The following is a 19,216-nucleotide window of genomic DNA, read 5'->3' as shown; positions in this document are numbered from 1 at the left end:
TAATAGACAAAAGGCTTAATTTAACCGACTAATGACACTCGTCACGCTAATGACTGCCCATTTGTAGGTTTTAACAACAGTCTCATAAGTGTATTTATGACTGTTAACAAAGTACTGATAAACGGCATTCCTGTGGATAACTTCGTGGATAAGTATGGGGACAAGCCTGTGAGTAAGGCACAGAATGCACTTGAGTTAGGGCAAATGCTGGAAAATAGACGCGGGATAAGGTACAAGGCGTTTTCACGTAAATATCTGATGGGGACACGATGAAATACGACGTATTCGGTATTGGCAATGCGCTGGTAGATAAGGAATTTGAGGTGACAGACGACTTTTTGGCGGCACACGGCATCCAAAAAGGCATGATGACCCTGATTGATGAGGCAAAACAGCAACAATTACTGGCGGGTTTAACCGAAACCTTCGGCTTGAAAAAACGTGCCAGTGGTGGTTCCGCCGCCAACAGCATCGTGGCAGTCAGCCAGTTTGGGGGCAAAACGTTTTACGCCTGTAAAGTTGCTAATGATGAAACCGGCGAATTTTACATGCATGATCTGCACGCCGCTGGTGTTAATACCCGCCTTGATCAAGTACGGTGCGCGTGTGAAGGTGTCACGGGCAAATGCATGGTCATGGTCACACCCGATGCCGAGCGCACCATGAATACGTTTTTGGGGATTACCGCTGACTTTTCCGAAGCCGAATTGCACTTGGATGAACTCAAGCAATCCCAGTATTTGTACATCGAAGGCTATTTGGTAACGTCTGACATTTCACGGGCAGCCGCGTTGAAAGCACGGCAAGTTGCCAAGGAACACGGCGTAAAAACCGCGATGACCTTTTCTGACCCGGCGATGGTGCGTTTCTTCCGCAGTGGTGTGGATGAAATGCTGGGCGATGGTGCGGATATTTTATTCTGCAATCGCGAGGAAGCCAGTGTGTTTACCGGCAAGGACGATCTGGAAGAAGTAATCCGCGCCATTAAACCCTATGCAGGCAAGCTGGTGATTACCTTGGGCAGCAAAGGTGCGTTGGTGGTCGATGATAGTGGGCGTACTGAAATTGCCGCGCATCCGGTCAAAGCCGTCGATACCAATGGGGCAGGCGATATGTTCGCGGGCGCATTCCTGTATGGCATTACCCAAGGGATGGATAATGCCCGCGCCGGTAAACTGGCAAGCCTAGCAGCATCCCGCATTGTCACCGTATTCGGTGCGCGGTTGGGCAAAGACGCACACACCGACGTATTAGCGGCCGTTTAAAGCAGAGCGCGTGCCTGCACCGCATCCCGCGCAATCTGTGCCTTCAATTCATCCAGTGACGTAAATTTCATTTCGTCACGGATGAATGCCACGGGTTCCACGCAAATATGCTTGCCGTACACCTGTTGGGCAAAGTCGAACAGGTGTATTTCCAGCCGGTTTTCTACGCCATGCACCGACGGGCGTGTGCCTAAATTTGCCACGCCATTGATGATTTCCTCACCAAGCCCATACACCTGCACGGCATACACCCCACGACGTAGCGCGATGTGTTGCGGCACGCGCATATTCAGGGTGGGAAAGCCGATGGTACGCCCGCGTTTGTCGCCGTGGCGCACCCGCCCCGAAATCCGGTAAGGCTTGCCCAGCAATTCCGCTGCTTGCGCCAACTCCGCCGTACTCAACGCCAGCCGGATACGGGTGCTACTGACGCGCTCATCCTCATGCAACAAGGTAGGCGTATCCACCACCTGCATCCCTGCCGCTGCGCCCATTGCCTGCAACAAGTGGTAATCGCCCTTGCGCCCTTTGCCAAAACGGAAATCATCGCCCACGACCAGATAGCGCACCTTTAAACCATCCAGCAGGATGTCTTGCACGAAATCTTCCGCCTCCATGCTCGCCAGTTGCTTGTTAAAGCGTAGGCAGGCAAAGCGCTCCACGTTCATCGCTTCCAGCAAGCGCAGTTTGTCGCGCAAGGCATAAATACGCGGTGGCGGTGGTGCGCGGAAAAACTCAATGGGTAGCGGCTCAAAGCTGATCACCGTGGCGGGTAAGCCGAGGGCTTGCGCTTTCCATTCGACGTGCTGGATCACGGCTTGATGCCCTTTGTGCAAGCCATCGAAGTTACCGATGGTGGCAACACAACCGGGGTCATGGGCAGGAGCGGGGAGGATGCGGCGGATTAGTTTCATGTGTTGAGTTTACCTCAAATCGGGAAAACCGTGTTGCCGCAATGCCTCATACACCACCACAGCGACGGTGTTCGATAAATTCATGCTGCGGCTATCCGGCAACATCGGCACGCGCAATTTCAGCTCATCCGGCAAGCTTAACAGCAAAGCTTCCGGCAAACCCCGCGTTTCAGGGCCAAACAGCAATACATCCCCTGGCTGAAAAGCGACATCGGTATAGCGCGTATTCACCTTAGTACTCAACGCAAACACGCGCTTGTCCTGCATTGCTAAGTTAAACGCGGCAAAATTGTCGTGTTCATGCACCACCGCCAGATCACGGTAATCCATTCCCGCCCGCTTGACCTGCTTCTCATCCAGCGAAAAGCCTAGCGGGTGAATCAGGTGCAAACGGCAACCCGTGTTGGCGCATAAGCGCATGATATTGCCGGTATTCGGCGGAATCTCAGGCTCATACAAGGCAATTTCAAACATCAAACAACATCCATTTCATTCCTGATCGTAGGGCAACATAATCCTGATTTCACGCTATGCCAATCCCAATCTTACGACGTGGCAAACTAAACACTAAACACAGTCTTCCCTGCCAATAACGTGCGTTTCACCGCACCATTAAAATTCCAGCCCCCAAACGGCGAATTCTGCCCGCTGCTGTGCATGTGGTTCAAATCCAGCTCCCATAACGCAGCCGGGTCAAACAACACCAAATCCGCCGGAGCGCCCACACTGATTTCCCCTGCCTCACTGCCAATAATACTGGCTGGGGCAATCGTCACTTTGCGCAAGGCTTCCGACAAGCTCAATACGCCATCCTCCACCAGTCGCAAAGTCAGCGGCAACAAGGTTTCCAGCGCGGAAATCCCCGGTTCGGTTTGCTGAAATGGCGCAAGTTTGGCATCGACTTCGTGCGGCTGATGGTCGGAACAAATCGCATCAATCGTGCCATCCGCCAGCCCTTCGCGCAGTGCCTCCAAATCGCGGGTAGAGCGCAACGGCGGCATCACATGGCACAGCGGGTTGAAATCGCTGACATCGCGATCGGTCAGGAATAACTGGTGCGCGGCGACATCGGCAGTAATCTCAAGGTCGCTTGCCTTGGCTTGACGCACCAAGCGCACACTCAAACGCGCCGATAAGCGGCAAAAATGCACTTTCGCCCCCGTGTGGCTGGCGAGTGCCAAGGTTTGCGCCACCGCCACGGTTTCCGCCGCCGAGGGAATCGCGGGCAAGCCTAAGCGTGCGGACACTTCACCTTCGTGCATATACCCACCTGCTGCCAGCGCATGTTCCAAGGGGTAAATGAACACCGTGAGGTCGTGGGTGGCGGCATACTCCATCGCCCGGCGCAAGGTTTGCAAGCTATGAAACGGTTGCAACCCATTGCTCACCCCCACGCAACCGGCGCGTTTCAAACTCGCCATATTGCTCAGTTGTTCGCCCTTCAACCCTTGGGTCAAATTGCCCAATACTTCGACATTGGCGTATTGCGAACGGCGATTCAAATCGTAAATCAACTTCACCTGCGCGGCATTGTCAAAGCTGGCACGCGGTTCCGGCTGGTAACACAGGGTGGTAATGCCACTGGTGGCGGCAGCGAAAGTTTCGCTTGCCAGAGTCGCTTTCTGATCCAACCCCGGCTCACGTAGCCAGGCCGACAAATCAATCGCCCCCGGAAATACCCACAGACCCTTGGCATTGATTTCTTCATCGGCAACAAACGCTGCGGACGTTTCGGCAATCGCCGCAATGCGCCCGCCGTCAATCAACAACGTGCGCTGCCCATCCAAACCGCTGGCGGGGTCAATTACCCGTGCGTTGCGTATCAATAGGCTCATGCCGCACCCCCTTGTGGCCCCATAATCATCGACATCACCGCCATGCGTACCGCAATGCCGTTGGTGACTTGTTCCAAAATTACCGACTGCATTCCATCGGCAACCCGTGAATCAATTTCCACGCCGCGATTAATCGGACCGGGGTGCATCACAATCGCGTCGGGCTTGGCGTGTTTCAGGCGGGCTTCGGTCAAGCCGTAGAGTTTGAAAAATTCGCGTTCGGAGGGCAGCAGCGCAGTCTGCATCCGTTCGCGTTGCAGGCGCAGCATAATCACCACATCCACATCCTCAATGCCTTCTTCCATGTGGTGGAATACGTTCACGCCCATTTTCTCAATGCCCGCAGGCACGAGCGTTTTCGGGGCAACCACGCGCACTTCGCCGGTTGCTAACGTGGTCAGCGCGTGAATTTGCGAACGCGCCACCCGTGAATGCAGCACATCACCCACAATTGCCACTTTCAAAGGCTGGAAACTGCCCTTCTTTTGGCGAATGGTGAACATATCCAACATCGCTTGGGTGGGGTGTGAATGCCGCCCATCGCCCGCGTTCAGCACGCTGATATGCGGGGCGCAGTAGCGGGCAATGAAATGCGCCGCGCCCGCGTGTTCATGGCGCACCACGAACATATCGGCGTTCATCGCTTCCAAATTGCGCACCGTGTCCAGTAAGGTTTCACCCTTGGACGCGGATGAGGTGCGAATATCGAGGTTGGTGACATCCGCGCCGAGGCGTTGCGCGGCGATTTCAAATGTCACACGGGTACGGGTGGAGTTCTCGAAGAACAGGTTCATGACCGTTTTACCGCGCAGCAGGGGGGCTTTTTTCTGCTGTTTATTCGGCAACGTGACGAATTGTTCGGCGCGATCAAGGATCTCTTCCAACAATAGCGGCGGCAAACCTTCGATAGTCAGAAAGTGTTTCAACTTGCCGTCTTTGGTCAATTGCATACGCGACGGTAGCGGCCCTGGGGAAAGGTGAGCGTGGAGCATGGATGCACTCGCTTTTATTTTGAACACTAAAGGTGCGCGTATCTTACAAGGTTGCGTGGGTAAAGCGAACCATCACCTTTCATATTTTTCACGCGGCTGTCATGAAAGGTCACTACCACTGCCCCACAAACTCCCGAAACTCGTTGGTAATGGTAAATCGCACATCGTTTTCCATCGCGGCAAAGTGCGCCCGCCCGCATTTGATTTTACCGTCTTCCACCGGGCGTAGCGCATCGGGCAGCAACGTGCCTTTGGTTTCCACCACAAAATACAGCCGCTCTTTGCCGTCTTGTTCCACCAACACGGCCCAGTCGGGGTTGTAGGTGCCGAGCGGGGTGTCGATCTTGAACCAGCCGGGGAGTTTGGCGTAAAGCTTCACGTCCTCGCTCTGCTCCATACCCAAAGCAAAGCTGGCTTCCACATCGGAGTCATACACCACATGCTCATACACGCACTTGGCGGCGGCTTGCATATTGTCGTTGAGGTAGCCGCGCAATTCTGCCGATTCAAACAATTCTTGGGCGTAGAAATGCTCATCACCGATTTTGTGGTATTTGATGCCGTCCACCAATGCCAAGCGCATAGCTTGTTGGATGATGGCGGTGGCCTGTTCGATAAACTTTTGCGGGTTGCTTTTGAAGTCTTTCAGGCGGCCTGAGCGTTGCAGGATGTCAATCACACTGCGGCGCGTCAGGTTAGTGGCATCCTGTAAGTAGGTCACGATGTCCGGTAAGGTGTAATCACGCAGGTCGTAGACGTAGGTTTGGGTTTTTACGTCTGTGCCTGCGATTTCGCTACGGTCAATGTGGAGCTTGGCTTCAATGGATTCAAAGCGGGTTTTACCCACGATCATCTCACCCAGCTTGCTGGCGCAAGTGTTAATCAGGTTTTCAGGGGTGAAATTCACCCGGTAGGTGGTCTGGTGCTTGATGCGATCCCACAGCGCGGTGAATTCGGGGCTGAGGTAAACCTGTTTGTTGAGCTGTACCGTTTGCCCAGTGTCGGCATTTTTGATGTGCTTTTTTACATCAAAACGGATACCTGCATCCTGCTCGTATTCACGCTGAAGCTGCGCGGCGAATGCCTCGTAGGACTCGTTTGCCATCACGGTCAGGGTGTTGACGGTGAAACCTTGGATGCGTTCGCCCTGTTGGTTGACCGCCAACCGCAAGCCGCGCCCGATTTCCTGACGCTTTTTTAGGGTGGATGCGGTTTCATTCAGGGTGCAAATCTGGAACACATTGGGGTTGTCCCAGCCTTCACGCAAGGCAGAATGCGAGAAGATGAAGCGCAGCTTGGAATCGAAACTGAGCAGCTTTTCCTTCTCCTTCATGATCAGGTTATAGGTGCTTTCGTCTTCAGCCGTTGTGCCGCTGCTGTCTTTGAAACGGATCAGGCTATCCGGGTCGCCTTTTTTGCGCTTATCGGCGGAGAAATAGCCGTCATGCACTTTGCTGACTTCCGCCGTTGGGTCGATTTCGCCGAACAGGGAACGGTACTTGGGTTTGGCAACCATTGCGCGGTATTCGGCTTCAAACCATTGTGCGTATTTGCCGAGGACGACATGCCCCGCTGCATCGTAGCTGCGGTAATTGGCTACGCGGTCGATGAAAAACAGGCTCAGGACTTTGATACCCATCGGGTTCAGGAGCAGTTCGCGTTCCAGATGTTTTTCGATGGTCTGGCGGATTTGCAGGCGTTTACGCGCATCTTCGTCTACATCGCCAATGGCTTGTCCTAGCTTAAGGATGTCGGGCTTGCTGGTGAAGTCGATGTATTCGCTGCCCGGTGTGCAAACGATGTCGTTGATGATGTAACCGTCGTACAGGTCACGCCCGCCGGAAACTTCCAGCAGGTCAGCTCCGGCTTTGAGCTTTTTGCTGATACGTTTTACCACGCCGCCTTTTTGCAGTGCGTCCAGTTCGATGGTGGCGGTAATGGGCGACTTGCGGTTATCGACGCTGAGCAGCTTGAGGTAGGCTTTGTTATGCCCATCCTGCACATTGAGGGATTTGACTTCAATCTGTTTGACCAGCTTTTGCTCGAAGGCATCAATCGCGTCCAGCTTGTAGAGCATCTGGTGCTTGTCTGCGTGGGTGGCGGAATAGCGCAAGGTACACAGCGGGTTGAGGCTGGCAATTGCTTCCTTGGCTTTGTCGGTTCTGTCCACGCTTTGCGGTTCGTCGATAATCACAATCGGGCAGGTGTCGCGGATGAATTCAATTGGGCGTTGCCCATTCAATCGGTCGTCAGCACGGTGGATCAGGTTAGCTTTGGTTTCTTTGTCCGGGTCGCTGAAGCTTTTGCGGAAGGCATCAATGTTGATCACCATGATCTGCACGTAGTCGCTGGTGGCGAAACTGCGCACCTGTTCGCGCTTTTGCGAGTCGTAGATGAAGTAGTCGTAGCGGATGTTTTGGTACAGGTCTTTGAAATGCGTGTTGGTGATTTGCAGCGATTTGTACACGCCTTCCTTGATGGCAATGGACGGCACGACGATGATGAATTTGGTGAAGCCGTAACGCAGGTGCAACTCAAAAATGGAACGCAGGTAGACGTAGGTTTTGCCTGTGCCGGTTTCCATTTCAACGGTGAAATTCAGGGCTTTTTTGTCCAACTTGCTGGTTTGCTTGAGGCCGTTTTGGAGTTGGACGCGGCGCACATTGTCCAGCAATTCGTCCTCCAGCAACATCAGGCGGTTGCCGATGCCGTATTCGCTGGCAGCGGCGGTTTGCAGCAGATCGCCTTGCCCACGCCCGTTGAAGATGGGTTTTGACGTGACGGTGAAGGTGGTTTGGGTGGTTTCCTGCCCTTCAAATACGCCGAGGATGGCTTCTACTGCCTGTTGCTGGTAGGCAAGGTTGCTGTCGAACTGGATTTTCACGATAACTCCACCTGTTCCAGTTGTGTTATTAAATCTAACGCTGCTGCGGTCAGCCGATACTGTTGCAGGCGGCTTGAGGGCTTCTCTGGCAAGGTCATCTCAATCCATTGTCGGGTTAACAGGTGTTTTACTTGCTTGTTCAGTTCGCCGGATACGGTTTTGTGCCCTAATGCTTCAGCGAGCCGGATTTTACCCAGCGGCTGCTCACGCAATAGCAATACAACCTTGGCTGCCAAATTTGACCCTAGCCGTGACTCTAGCCGCGACTCTAGCCGTGGATGCTGAATACCCGCTACTGTTGAGCTAGCAGAAAACAAGGCTTGCAAGTGTTCCGGCAATTGGTAGGTTTGCTTGGGTTCTAATTCCAGCAGTAATTGTTGCGCCACGAGACTGTTCAGGAGTGCCTGCACTTCGGCAACGCCGCCTTGGATCAGTTGACGCACATCCAATGGGCTGACTGTCGCTGCCCGTACTGCCAATGCCAGTACTTCGGCTTGCTGCGTGGTCAGTTTAGCCCCCAAGCGTTGCTGAAATTGGCGCACCGTCGGGGTAATCAGTGGTTCATTAACCAGTACCAACTCAAAACTTTTGTTGGCCTTGTTGTTGTGGATGCTGGGGGGAACTCGCCCCAATTGATGCCAGTTGCGGTAAATGGCGCGGATACCTGTCCCTGCTTGGTCACTGAGGCCGATGCGACGGAATGCAGTGACAATGGCAGGATTGCGCAATTCCTTTTCGCTGTATTCCAGCAATTCGCTAGCCGTGGCGAAGGCATCGCCCGGATTCCAGAATACGGTGCGGTCGACAAATATTTTCAGGGCGGGAGTGCGGAAAGTGTCGCCGTAGTCTTGATGGATCAGCAAATTAATCGCTGCTTCACGGAATGCCACGTAGTCGGCGGGGTCATCATTGCGGCGCAAAGTGGCGGGGTCAAGCAAGAATGGGCGTTCCGCAATGCGCATGTATTTCCCGACCAGACCGCGCCATGTGGAGAACAAGTTTTCTTCAAACAGCAGGCGGTCATGCCAACGTAACTCGGGCGACCAGTTGGCAAACAAGGTGTCGATGCGTTGGTAATCCAGCACAGGGCGCGGTAACAATTGGCGCACAAAGCGGTCTTTGCCAAACAGCAACACGGCGGCACGGGTTGGGAACTGTTGCTGCCCTTGCTCAACAATGAAATTCCATTCCAGCAGGAAAGGCAGTGCTTCGGTAATGGCCTTTTTTTCAGGATGCCGCTGGTAAAATTGCGTCTGATACCATTGCAAGGTGTCAGCATCAAAAAATTGGGTTGCCGGAATGTCAATCAGCCCTTCACTATCCCACGATTTGAGGGCGGCATCACGCATGAAGCGTTGTAGCTCGTGTTCGGTCACTTGCTCATCGCTTGCGCCCCGGCGGATGTAGCTGTTGCGTGGGTTGCCTTTCAGGTAGATCGGCTTTTCATGGCGGGGGCTGGCGGGGATGAAACAAGCCAAGACACGCTTGCCATCCAGCTCGTGAACGGTGGGTTGTACGGCAATGGGGCGATTCAATTTCTGCCCGCTGCGTAGGACGGTCAGGAAGTTATTTTGTACTTGGTCAAATGCATCGTTATCAATACCCGTGACCAGCAGTTGCCCTTGTTCTTCGGATATGCCAAACAATAGCCAGCCGCCTGCGGTGTTCGCAAAGGCACTGACGGTTGCATACGCATCGTCAGGGATGCTGCGTTTGGCTTTTTTACACTCAAAGTCAGCCCATTCGTAGCCTTTGAGACGGGCAATCAACGCATCTTTGGTCATTGGCTTTTCCTTATACACTCCGCACGTCTTCAATCCCCGCCTGTTTGAGGATTTGCACGGCATTGACTTTCACTACGTCGTCGGCAAAGCCGGAATCGCGGAATACCACGCGCATCAGGCTGTCTTCGGGTTGGAGTTCGTCTTTGAGTTTGGCGATGCCTTCCACGGTGTCGAGCGTGATGGCTTTGTCTAGGCAGACGATCAGTGCGCCCATGCCGATACTGTAGACTGTTTTGCTTGCGAGGGTGTGGGTGGTGATGGGCAGGCTCAAGTCCAGCCCGTATTTGAGCAGGATTTCATACAGCACGTCGTCGTTGCTGCGGTCGTCCTTGAGGCTGTCGGTGAACAGCGGCAGGCTGGTTTCGAGGTCGTCGAAACCCACGTCCCACGGCTTGATATTGGTCGAGTCCAGCTTGAACACCTTAAATCCTATGTCTAATGAAGTATAATGGCTGGCTGGCTGGCTGGCTGGCTGGCTGGCTGGCTGGCTGGCTGGCTGGCTGGCTGGCTTGGCGATAATTGCGTCTCCAGCTCGGCGAATCCGCTCTTTGCCGATGTCCGCAATCGTGGGGTAATCGGGCTTATCGGTCGGTTCTGGCAGCTGCACCATAATGAACTTCCGGTTGCCACCATCCTCCGCATTCAACGCCATCACCGCGTGCGCCGTCGTCCCACTCCCCGAAAAAAAATCCAAAATCAGGTCATCTTTAACACAACCGATTTGTATAGATCGAATGATTACACCTGTCGATTTAGGATTATCAAAAGGAGGATCATTGAATAAGGCCTTTAACTCTTTTCGAGAGCTATCGGTGTGTCCGACTTCATCATAAGACCAATAAGATTGAGGAACTATGCCTTGCTGTACTTCGGATAGGTAGCGTTTTAATTGAGGTGCGCCATCTCCACTTTGTCCAAAGAAAACTCGTGATTCATTAATCCAGTTCTGCATATTTTCTGAACTAGTCAGCCAACAACGTCCTGCTGGTGGCATATAGGTTTTCCCTGTTTTTGGATTAATAATGGGATAAAGGTATGACTCTGAAACAGTTTTTACTGACAAATTATCAGGTCGCCACAAGCCTTTACCATCATTACTATCATATTTATAAAGAGAATCTTGCTTTTCAGTACGTGGTAGCAAGTTACGCTCAAAGCTGCCAGATTTTTGATAGACCAAAATATGGTCGTGCATCGGAGCAATGCCCTTAACATCATTTGATGCTGCATATTTTTTATGCCAAATGACATTAGATAAGAAGTTTTCTTCGCCGAAGATTTCGTCGCAGAGTTTGCGCAGGTTGGCAACTTCGGTGTCGTCGATGGAGATGAAGATTACGCCGTCGTCCCGCAGCAGGTTGCGTGCAAGTTTGAGTCGAGGATACATCATGTTCAGCCAGTGGGTGTGGTAACGCCCCGACGTTTCGGGATTGGCGGCGAGCTTGCGCCCGTCTTCCCCGGTCTGCCCGGTCAGTTCCAGATAGTTGGCGATATTGTCGCGGTAGTTGTCAGGGTAGATGAAGTCCTTGCCGGTGTTGTACGGCGGGTCGATGTAGATCATCTTCACCCGCTGGTGATAGCTCTTTTGCAGCAGCTTCAGCACTTCGAGGTTATCGCCTTCGATGAACAGGTTTTGGGTGCTGTCCCAATGCTTGGATTCCGCCGGACACGGACGCAACGTACCCGTGGACGGCGTTTGCGCCAGTCGCCGCGCTTGCGCCTTGCCATGCCAAGTGAAGTTGTAACGCTCTTCCTTGTCCTCCACCGCCGTACCCAACAACTCGCGCAAGGCTTCAAAATCCACCCGCTTGCCACCATCCGCCCCTTCGGTGAGAATTTCTGGGAACAGCGCGGTCAGTTTGGCGATATTGTCGGCGACCAGATCAAGGCTTTGGGTTTCAGCGTCATGGGCGGTCAGCTTGTGCATGGTATTCCTTTAGTCGAGTTGGGCGGTCAATGCCTGTAGCTGTTGCTGGCACTGCTTGGCCTGCATATTCAATTCCAGCTTACGGTTGAACTGGGTTTCCCGCTTGAGCGTGGCGCGGATAGTCGTCAATTGCTGCTCCAGCACATGGAGTTGCTGCAACACGGCGCGGCGTTGTTCCCGGTCAAGCGTAGGTGTTGCCACATAATGCCCGGTATAACGTGCGGTTTCCAGCCCTGCGAGTTTGTCCGTCAGGCATTGCCAGAAGGCGTATAGGTGTTGCTGGTCACAAACCTCAAAGCGGAAGGCTTGCAGGAAACCAAGGGTAGTGGCATCCGGCTCCATGACATTCAGCCAACCGCTGTCATGGAGGGCTTCCACCGTCAGGCGGGTGCTGTCGGCGCGGTTGATGCGCTTGTCCGCCATCTGGATGCAAATCTGCCCCGCGTGTTCAAACACCAGTATCAGCGGGTACTGGATCGCACGTTGCAACACTTCCCCCAGCCGTTTGACGTGGGCGGGGAACTTGAGCGTGGCGTGAATCAGGTGCAGTTCGCTGTAATCGCGTTCCTCATCCTTAAACGGCAGAATGTCGCACGTACCCGCTTTCAACACATGCCGCCACTCCAGCGTGTCGATGTCCTGCTGGATGTGCTTGCGGTCGGTCGCGGTCAGGTCAGCGTTTTCCAGCAACTGCTTTTTGTAGATGCGGACGGATTGCCGGGTGGAGGCGGGGAGGTTAAAAGTAGAATAGAAAATGTGTTCGGACATTATCCATCCAAGTCTACAGGTGGAATGCCTTCAGGGTTTGATTTGAAACTATTGTATTCAGGCGACCATAAGTCATAATCGCGCAACAAGCTTAAAGTTAATTGCCCTTCTGCAAAAATCTGTTTTTCAATCAAGTTAATGCCCGTTAGCGAATTAAAGAATGAATCCAATTGCATTAGCAATGCAGTTTCATTTTCTTTCATGAATTTTCGGGCTTCAGAATCACTGACAGCTACTATGATTGATGCGTCATAGACTTCCGATTCTGGCAATTCAGCATGTCTAGGTGATAACCTGAGATAAACGCCAGTAACGTTTTTATCATCATATTTATCAAAAAGCTTGCTACGTTTGTTTTTGTTTAGTCTGCGATCAAAATTATCAGGGAATGTGGCTTGAGTAATGCGTCGCTGAATCCACTTAAGAAATACTCGCTTTGTTTTCTCATCAAAAGTAACTTTTCTTAATGGAAAAAGGCTTAATAGTACCTTTCGACAAAACACACCAAATGAACCAGCATTAATTTCAAAGGGATACTCTTTGCCATCCACCATAAGATTAAAGTGAAGAGTACGACTGTTTTTCGACAAAGCGTTATTGGGATTTATGCCATCAATTGGCTTTGCAATGACATAGGTAATCAATGGCTCTTTTTCAAAAGAATCATTGATTACTGCGCAATCGTACAATGTAATAATTAACAAGCAGTTGCTTTCACTCTCTAATAACTGCTTATGGTACTCGGAAACATCAGGAATCGTCTTAAGAGCTTCCTGAGCATCAATACAAGTCCCCTGTTTCCATCCGGCTGCAAGCAGTTTAGAACGAACATCATCTTCTTCAGACACTAATAAACAGTTCCTCTTTTGATGACTCATTCGAGAAGTCTTTAGTTGCTTCACGAAGTTTAGCCCGTTTGTACATACCATCAAACTCAAGCCAGTAGTTGTCGTATAATGCTTTTAACTGGGTCAAGTCCAAGGCATCCTTGGTTATTTCCTGTGCCAAGTCTTTATGGCCTAATGAACCAAATGCCAACTTACTCAAGAATCTTGAGTGTCCATTATCCATGTAAGCTGCAAAATCCTCAAGCGTTTGGACGCGATCAACAGTCGCGGAGCGTACTTCTACAGACAGGTTAGACTTCCAATCATAAATGGACTTCCGCTGTACATTAAGAACGGCTGAGAGTTGACTTTTGTTAAAGCCAAAACTAGTCATAATACTTTCAACCCTGCCATAGAAGCTTTCAGCTCCACCTGCGTTTTCAACATGGATAGCCTGCGGCGTAGGAATTTTCCTAATTTCTGATGCTTTCGTAGGTGTGTCGTATCTAGCCTCTGGTTGAATATCAGAACGCACATACCCTAAAAGAAGATTTCTCCCCTTTCTCGAACTTCTTATGCCAGACGTTTCCTTGGCTAATGGTGGGCTTAGATTAGTTTTTGCAGTACCAGTAGCAGCGTTAGCTGGAGGTGCAACGAAACACATTCCTGCAATCACCATTCCTGCAAATTTAGCCGCAACTTTGGTAGCATTAGGAGGCAATATGTATCCCATGACTAACTCCTGCGTTGAATTTCAGCCTCTGTTAAAACGCTTCCAAAAGCAATCTTTACCAATGAATGAAGCTCTGAAAAACAGTTTTTAATGCCCTCGATATTAAACTCAATATAGTCATGTGACATCGTATTGCTATCTATATCAATAGAGGCAAAAATATTATTTACAGGTTCAAGAGCAAGCCTCATCTTGTGAGCGACAGGCAATAGATCATTCGGAATTTCATGTCCCTGTATTCTTAAAGAGGTTCTAAGAATACACCAGCCAGGATCAGCTTGGTATATATTTACCATATCAGAACCAGCCATAGCATTAAACTCCAAAATTTTGGGCTGAAGAAAACCATTCACTACTGAATCATCAAAGCCAGTTTCAGTATTAATATCTATTCGGTTAATATAACGCAAACCAATATTTGAAGTATGTGTAATGCCAGCCTTCTGCTCTAGTTGGCTTATTATTCTTAATACCTTCTCTAGTAAATCGTCAAAAGATATATATTTTCTTGTAAAAATGGCAAGACTGGTTGTATTTATCTTAATTAACCAAGAAGAATCTGAACTGGTAAATGTTACAGATGGTTCTTCAGTATGTTTTATTTCTTGATGAAATTGATCTTCTTGCTCATTAAAAAGAACTTGGATATTCTTGTCTTTACCTTTTTCTATACCCGGATATTCTTTACGAATTACGCCATGCAACTGAAGAACGGCATCTTCAAAATCTTTTGAAGGTAGTTGGGCGAATTTTATAACAGCAAGCACCAACACTAACGGTGGGTTGCTTAACCGTTCTACTGGAATATGTGTTTTCATGGTTGCGTAGACTCCTTCTGTCGTTCTTATTATCCAATTATACACCAAATTACACAACTTATTTTTGAGTATTATGAAAAATTGTCAATGTGTCAATAAGGGCTGATTAACGGCATTCAGAATTGATTTGAAAATCAATATATAGTATCTAAAAATAAAATATATACTATATATTGTGCATTACAGTAACAGAACGTAGCTTACCACTTCAAAATCTTCTATCCCCTGCGACTCACCCGGAGCAAGCACCGTCCCACCCCGACTGAACAGGCTCAATACCCCGGTTTCCTGACTCTTGCCTGCAATGCTGTCGATAGCCTTTGCCAGTAACTGCTGATAGGGCTGCATATCTGCCCCTTTGCGGGTGCTGCGGTTGAAGGCGTTGATGGCGGTTTCATCCGGCACAGTATGCCGTACTGCCAATTTTTTCAGGTTATCCAGCACTTGCCGGGTAGCGGTGAATGGGTGTTTCACCTCACCCTCTGCGGTGACATACACCAGAAAATGCGGGGCAAGTGCATAGTTGCTGTCGGTCTGCACCGGGTTACGGATATTCTTCAGGCAGAAAATCACCCCCGGTTCTAAGCCGTCGTTCCGTAACTCATCGTCAAGGCTGGCAACCGCAAACAAGCCCATTGGCGATTGCTCCAGCACACCTTGATAGGCTTTCATGTAAGCCGACAAATCCATGCGGAAGTCGTTGAGTGTCAGGTCGGTGATAGAAACCCCGCCTGCCAAGTCTTCCAAATCAAGCACGGTTTCCTGTAGCTGTTCCAGTTGCTTGCGGCGGTATTCGAGGTCATTCATCTGGCTGGCTTCATCCTGCACAATGATGTTTTCCTCACCCGTCGCGGAAATGTCGAGCAGCACCATACGCCCGCTGACCCGTGCTTCGAGGTTGATGTATTCATCCAGCGCCATGTTAGGCCAAAAATTCACAAGCTGGATGCGGGTATTCTTTGAGCCTAAACGGTCAATCCGCCCGAACCGCTGGATAATGCGTACCGGATTCCAGTGGATGTCGTAGTTGATCAACGTGTCGCAGTCTTGCAGGTTTTGCCCTTCGGAAATGCAATCGGTAGCAATCAGCAGGTCGATTTGCGGTGCATCCCCGGTAATGATCTTGTCGCGTTCCTTGGAGATGGGCGAGAAGTGCATCAGCAAACTGCCCAAGTCGGTATTGACTCCTTTCAACGTGGTCTTGTTGCTGCCTGAACCTGTCACCAATGCGCCATGCACACCCAGTTCTTGCAATGCCCACGGTGCAAGCTGTTGGTACAAGTAGATGGCGGTATCAGCAAAAGCGGTGAAAATGATCACCTTGCGGTTGCCGGGATTGATGGGCTGGTTGATCTTGGAACGGATCAATGCCTGCAACTCGTGCAGCTTGGCATCCCGTGCCGGACTAATCGCTTGTGATTCTTCCAACAGGTGTTGCAGTTGGTAGCGGTCTTCCTGTAAGTCCTGCCTCCACCTGACCAAATCCATGTCCTGAATCAGTACCTTGATCTTGTTGCCAATCAGTAAGGCATCCCATTCTGGGCTATCGAGGTCAAGGTTTTCGATGCTGAGTTCTTCAATCTCGGCGGTTTGGTGCTGTTCCACTTTCTCCAGCAGGGTATCGACCTGTTCCAGCAAGCTATTGACCGTCAAATGAAAGGAATGGATCGAGCTTTCCATGCGTTTGAGCAGGTTGACGCGCATCAGGTGGATGAGGCTTTCTTCCCGGTCAGCTTGCCGGAACACGCCGCCTTGCCCACCTTTTACCGCTTGGTCGTACTGGCGGCTGTATTCCTCGCGCTTGTCTGCCCGCACGTACTTCAGCGGTGAATACGCGCCCAAATGTAAACGGCGGATGGTGCGGTTAATGGCATGGAGCGGCGGGAATTGGCTGTTGCTGTCAATGTCCGCCTTGATGTTGTGTGGCTTGAGGCGTTGCGGAAACTTGCCGATGTCTGCCGTGCCGTAATACTTCTCGATGTGCTTGCGTGAACGGGCAATGGTCAGCAAGTCCAGCAGCTTAAAATAGTCGAAATTCAGATTATCCAACAGTGATTTTGCAGTACGTTGTTCAGGGCTTTGTTTTACCCATGCGTTGAAGCGGCTTTGCGCCTTGCGTAAGGTCTGTTCGATACTGGTTAGTCCATGATCCGCCAACGCATCATCCCGCCCTTCGGTAATGAAGGCGACCTGATTCTTTAGGTCGTTCATACGATTGTTGACGGGGGTAGCGGACAGCATTAGCACCTTGGTTTTTACCCCAGCACGGATAATGGCCTGCATCATCTGTGAATAGCGGGTTTTGCCATCCTTGCGCGGATTGTTGTTGCGGAAGTTGTGCGACTCGTCGATTACCACTAGATCGTAATTGCCCCAGTTGAGGGTTTCCAGATTGATTTCCCCGGAAAAGCCGCCTTCACGGGTAAGATCGGTGTGGTTCAATACATCGTAGTTGAAACGGTCAGCCACCAGCAGGTTGCGCTTGTCGTTGACGGTGTAGAGCGTCCAGTTCTCACGCAGCTTTTTGGGGCAAAGCACCAACACCCGGTCATTGCGCAACTCGTAGTATTTGATGATGGCCAGTGCTTCAAAGGTTTTCCCCAAGCCCACACTATCGGCAATGATGCAGCCGTTATAACGCTCCAGTTTGTCGATTGCCCCGATTACCCCGTCACGCTGGAAACGGTAGAGCTTGTTCCACACGGCGGTATCTTTCACCCCCGTTTTGCTGCGGATGATCTTCTCTTCGTCGATGTCTTCGATGTAATCCTTGAAGATATTGTAGAGTGTTAGGAAGTAGATGAACTGCGGGGAATAGTCGCGATACAAGGCTTGAAGCTGGTGCAGCAGGGTTTGTTTGGCATCTTCAACCGCGTTGCTGTTCCACAAGCTGTCAAACCAGCCCAGCATGGCGCGGGTATTTTCGTGATCGGCAAAGCCCATGTTCATGTGGAAACCGGGGGATTCGCTGTAACCCAAGCCGGATGTGGTGAACTGTGAACTCCCGTTAACCGCAAACCCGGTTTGATCGGGGTGCTGAATATGGAACAGGTTGTTACCCACCATCCCCGCTTGCTTAACCTGCCGCACGGTGACTTTCTGTTCCAACCATTTGGCGCATTCACGGGCAATGTGGTGTTGGGTTAGGCGGTTACGCAAGCGGGTTTCAAACGCATCGCCAGTAAGCTGAATCGGCAATACGTTGGCGACATCGTTGGTGATTCCCGCAGGGGCAAGCAATAAGCGCAAACTTTCACTTTTGGTCAATTCCTGTTTGAGGGCATCAAAAGCGTGCAGGGAAAATAAGGCGCATACAAACGATAGCCTGTCACCTGAAGTCAGGTTTGCTTTGAGCTTTTCGCCGACTTTGCCGGAAGATTTGTTGTCGATGAGCATGAAATATCTCGGAGTGTTATTTGTACACAAATAGCGAAACACAACCATACTGGAAAATAGCACTGCAACCCGCATTTCGTTACAGTATCGCTATTCAACCATCACTGACAGACGGAACGCTCATGCAAGCCATTCTCGCCAACCCACGCGGATTTTGTGCCGGTGTTGACCGCGCTATCGAAATCGTCGACCGCGCCTTGGAAATCCTCGGCGCACCCATCTACGTGCGTCACGAAGTCGTGCATAACCGCTTTGTGGTGAACAACTTACGGGAAAAAGGCGCGATTTTCGTGCAAGAACTCGACGAAGTGCCGGATGATGCCACCGTCATTTTCAGCGCTCACGGCGTGTCGCTCGCAGTACAGCAAGAAGCCAAACGCCGTGGTTTGAAAGTATTCGATGCCACCTGCCCGCTGGTGACGAAAGTGCATATCGAAGTAATGCGTTACAGCCGCGAAGGGCGCGAAACCATCCTCATCGGACACAAAAACCACCCCGAAGTCGAAGGCACGATGGGACAATACGACACCGCGTTCGGTGGCGCAGTTTACCGCGTCGATTCCCCGCAGGAAGTGGCGGAACTGACGGTGAACAATCCCGAAAAACTGGCGTTCGTCACCCAAACCACGTTATCCGTGGACGATGCTTCCATCGTGATTGACGCTTTGCGTGCCAAATTCCCCGCCATTATTGGCCCGAAAAAAGACGACATTTGCTACGCTACCCAAAACCGTCAGGATGCGCTCAAAAAGCTCGCGGATGAAAGCGATATGATTCTGGTTGTGGGTTCACCCAATAGCTCTAATTCTAACCGTTTGCGTGAAATTGCCGAAAAGCGCGGCACGCCCGCTTACTTGATTGATGGTGCGGAAGACATTCGTGCCGAATGGCTGGAAGGTAAGCGTAACGTCGGTGTAACCGCTGGCGCATCTGCCCCCGAAGTGTTGGTGGAAGGCGTGATTGCCCACCTGCAAGCGCACGGGGCGAAGGTGCGCGTGCAGGATTCGGGCATCACCGAAAATGTGTCGTTTGTGCTGCCGAAAGCCTTGCGGCGGGATTAAGGAGGGATAATA

Annotated in this window: 14 protein-coding genes; 2 read left to right on the top strand and 12 right to left on the bottom strand. The window is 51.2% G+C overall.

Annotation, left to right across the window (positions count from 1 at the left end; all coding sequences use genetic code 11):
• Positions 1-269 precede the first annotated feature (269 nt).
• Complete coding sequence (locus L2Y54_RS04715; protein WP_236500245.1) at positions 270-1,265, top strand: adenosine kinase; 996 nt, start codon at positions 270-272, stop codon at positions 1,263-1,265.
• Here the strand turns inward: L2Y54_RS04715 and ribF are convergent.
• From ribF to L2Y54_RS04655, 12 genes are all read right to left on the bottom strand, one after another.
• On the bottom strand, positions 1,262-2,179 hold the full coding sequence (ribF, locus tag L2Y54_RS04710; RefSeq protein ID WP_236500243.1) for a bifunctional riboflavin kinase/FAD synthetase: 918 nt from the start codon (positions 2,177-2,179) through the stop codon (positions 1,262-1,264). The genes L2Y54_RS04715 and ribF overlap by 4 nt on opposite strands.
• A 9-nt stretch (positions 2,180-2,188) precedes the next feature.
• Positions 2,189-2,653: a tRNA (cytidine(34)-2'-O)-methyltransferase gene (locus L2Y54_RS04705; protein WP_236500242.1), complete on the bottom strand. Its 465-nt coding sequence runs from the start codon at positions 2,651-2,653 to the stop codon at positions 2,189-2,191.
• 86 nt (positions 2,654-2,739) lie between these two features.
• Positions 2,740-4,014 (bottom strand): dihydroorotase, encoded by a 1,275-nt coding sequence (locus L2Y54_RS04700; protein ID WP_236500239.1) that lies wholly within the window; start codon positions 4,012-4,014, stop codon positions 2,740-2,742.
• Positions 4,011-5,006, bottom strand: a complete 996-nt coding sequence (locus L2Y54_RS04695; RefSeq protein ID WP_202718959.1) for an aspartate carbamoyltransferase catalytic subunit — start codon at positions 5,004-5,006, stop codon at positions 4,011-4,013. Before L2Y54_RS04695 ends, L2Y54_RS04700 begins: the two co-directional genes overlap by 4 nt.
• A gap of 112 nt (positions 5,007-5,118) precedes the next feature.
• On the bottom strand, positions 5,119-7,890 hold the full coding sequence (locus L2Y54_RS04690; protein WP_236500232.1) for a type III restriction-modification system endonuclease: 2,772 nt from the start codon (positions 7,888-7,890) through the stop codon (positions 5,119-5,121).
• The gene (locus L2Y54_RS04685) at positions 7,887-9,674 is read right to left on the bottom strand and encodes an RNA-binding domain-containing protein (protein WP_236500204.1); all 1,788 of its coding nucleotides are present in this window, start codon (positions 9,672-9,674) and stop codon (positions 7,887-7,889) included. The genes L2Y54_RS04690 and L2Y54_RS04685 overlap by 4 nt, the downstream gene beginning before the upstream one ends.
• A gap of 10 nt (positions 9,675-9,684) precedes the next feature.
• Positions 9,685-11,601: a site-specific DNA-methyltransferase gene (locus L2Y54_RS04680; protein WP_236500202.1), complete on the bottom strand. Its 1,917-nt coding sequence runs from the start codon at positions 11,599-11,601 to the stop codon at positions 9,685-9,687.
• Between the two features lie 9 nt (positions 11,602-11,610).
• Entirely contained in the window at positions 11,611-12,369 is a 759-nt protein-coding gene (locus tag L2Y54_RS04675) for a DUF4391 domain-containing protein (protein ID WP_236500199.1), read from the bottom strand.
• On the bottom strand, positions 12,369-13,217 hold the full coding sequence (locus L2Y54_RS04670; RefSeq protein ID WP_236500191.1) for a hypothetical protein: 849 nt from the start codon (positions 13,215-13,217) through the stop codon (positions 12,369-12,371). Before L2Y54_RS04670 ends, L2Y54_RS04675 begins: the two co-directional genes overlap by 1 nt.
• Entirely contained in the window at positions 13,210-13,929 is a 720-nt protein-coding gene (locus L2Y54_RS04665; RefSeq protein WP_236500189.1) for a hypothetical protein, read from the bottom strand. Before L2Y54_RS04665 ends, L2Y54_RS04670 begins: the two co-directional genes overlap by 8 nt.
• Positions 13,930-13,931: 2 nt before the next feature.
• Positions 13,932-14,747, bottom strand: a complete 816-nt coding sequence (locus L2Y54_RS04660; RefSeq protein WP_236500186.1) for a TIGR04255 family protein — start codon at positions 14,745-14,747, stop codon at positions 13,932-13,934.
• A 180-nt stretch (positions 14,748-14,927) separates the two neighbouring features.
• The gene (locus tag L2Y54_RS04655; protein WP_236500185.1) at positions 14,928-18,143 is read right to left on the bottom strand and encodes a helicase-related protein; all 3,216 of its coding nucleotides are present in this window, start codon (positions 18,141-18,143) and stop codon (positions 14,928-14,930) included.
• A gap of 122 nt (positions 18,144-18,265) precedes the next feature.
• Here L2Y54_RS04655 and ispH point away from each other — a divergent pair, with 122 nt between their 5' ends.
• Entirely contained in the window at positions 18,266-19,204 is a 939-nt protein-coding gene (ispH, locus tag L2Y54_RS04650) for a 4-hydroxy-3-methylbut-2-enyl diphosphate reductase (protein WP_236500179.1), read from the top strand.
• Positions 19,205-19,216 lie beyond the last annotated feature (12 nt).

The organism is Thiothrix winogradskyi (genome assembly GCF_021650935.1).
GTDB lineage: Bacteria > Pseudomonadota > Gammaproteobacteria > Thiotrichales > Thiotrichaceae > Thiothrix > Thiothrix winogradskyi.
The sequence above is the reverse complement of the archived record's forward strand: the minus strand, read 5'-3'. Positions and strand labels throughout refer to the sequence as shown.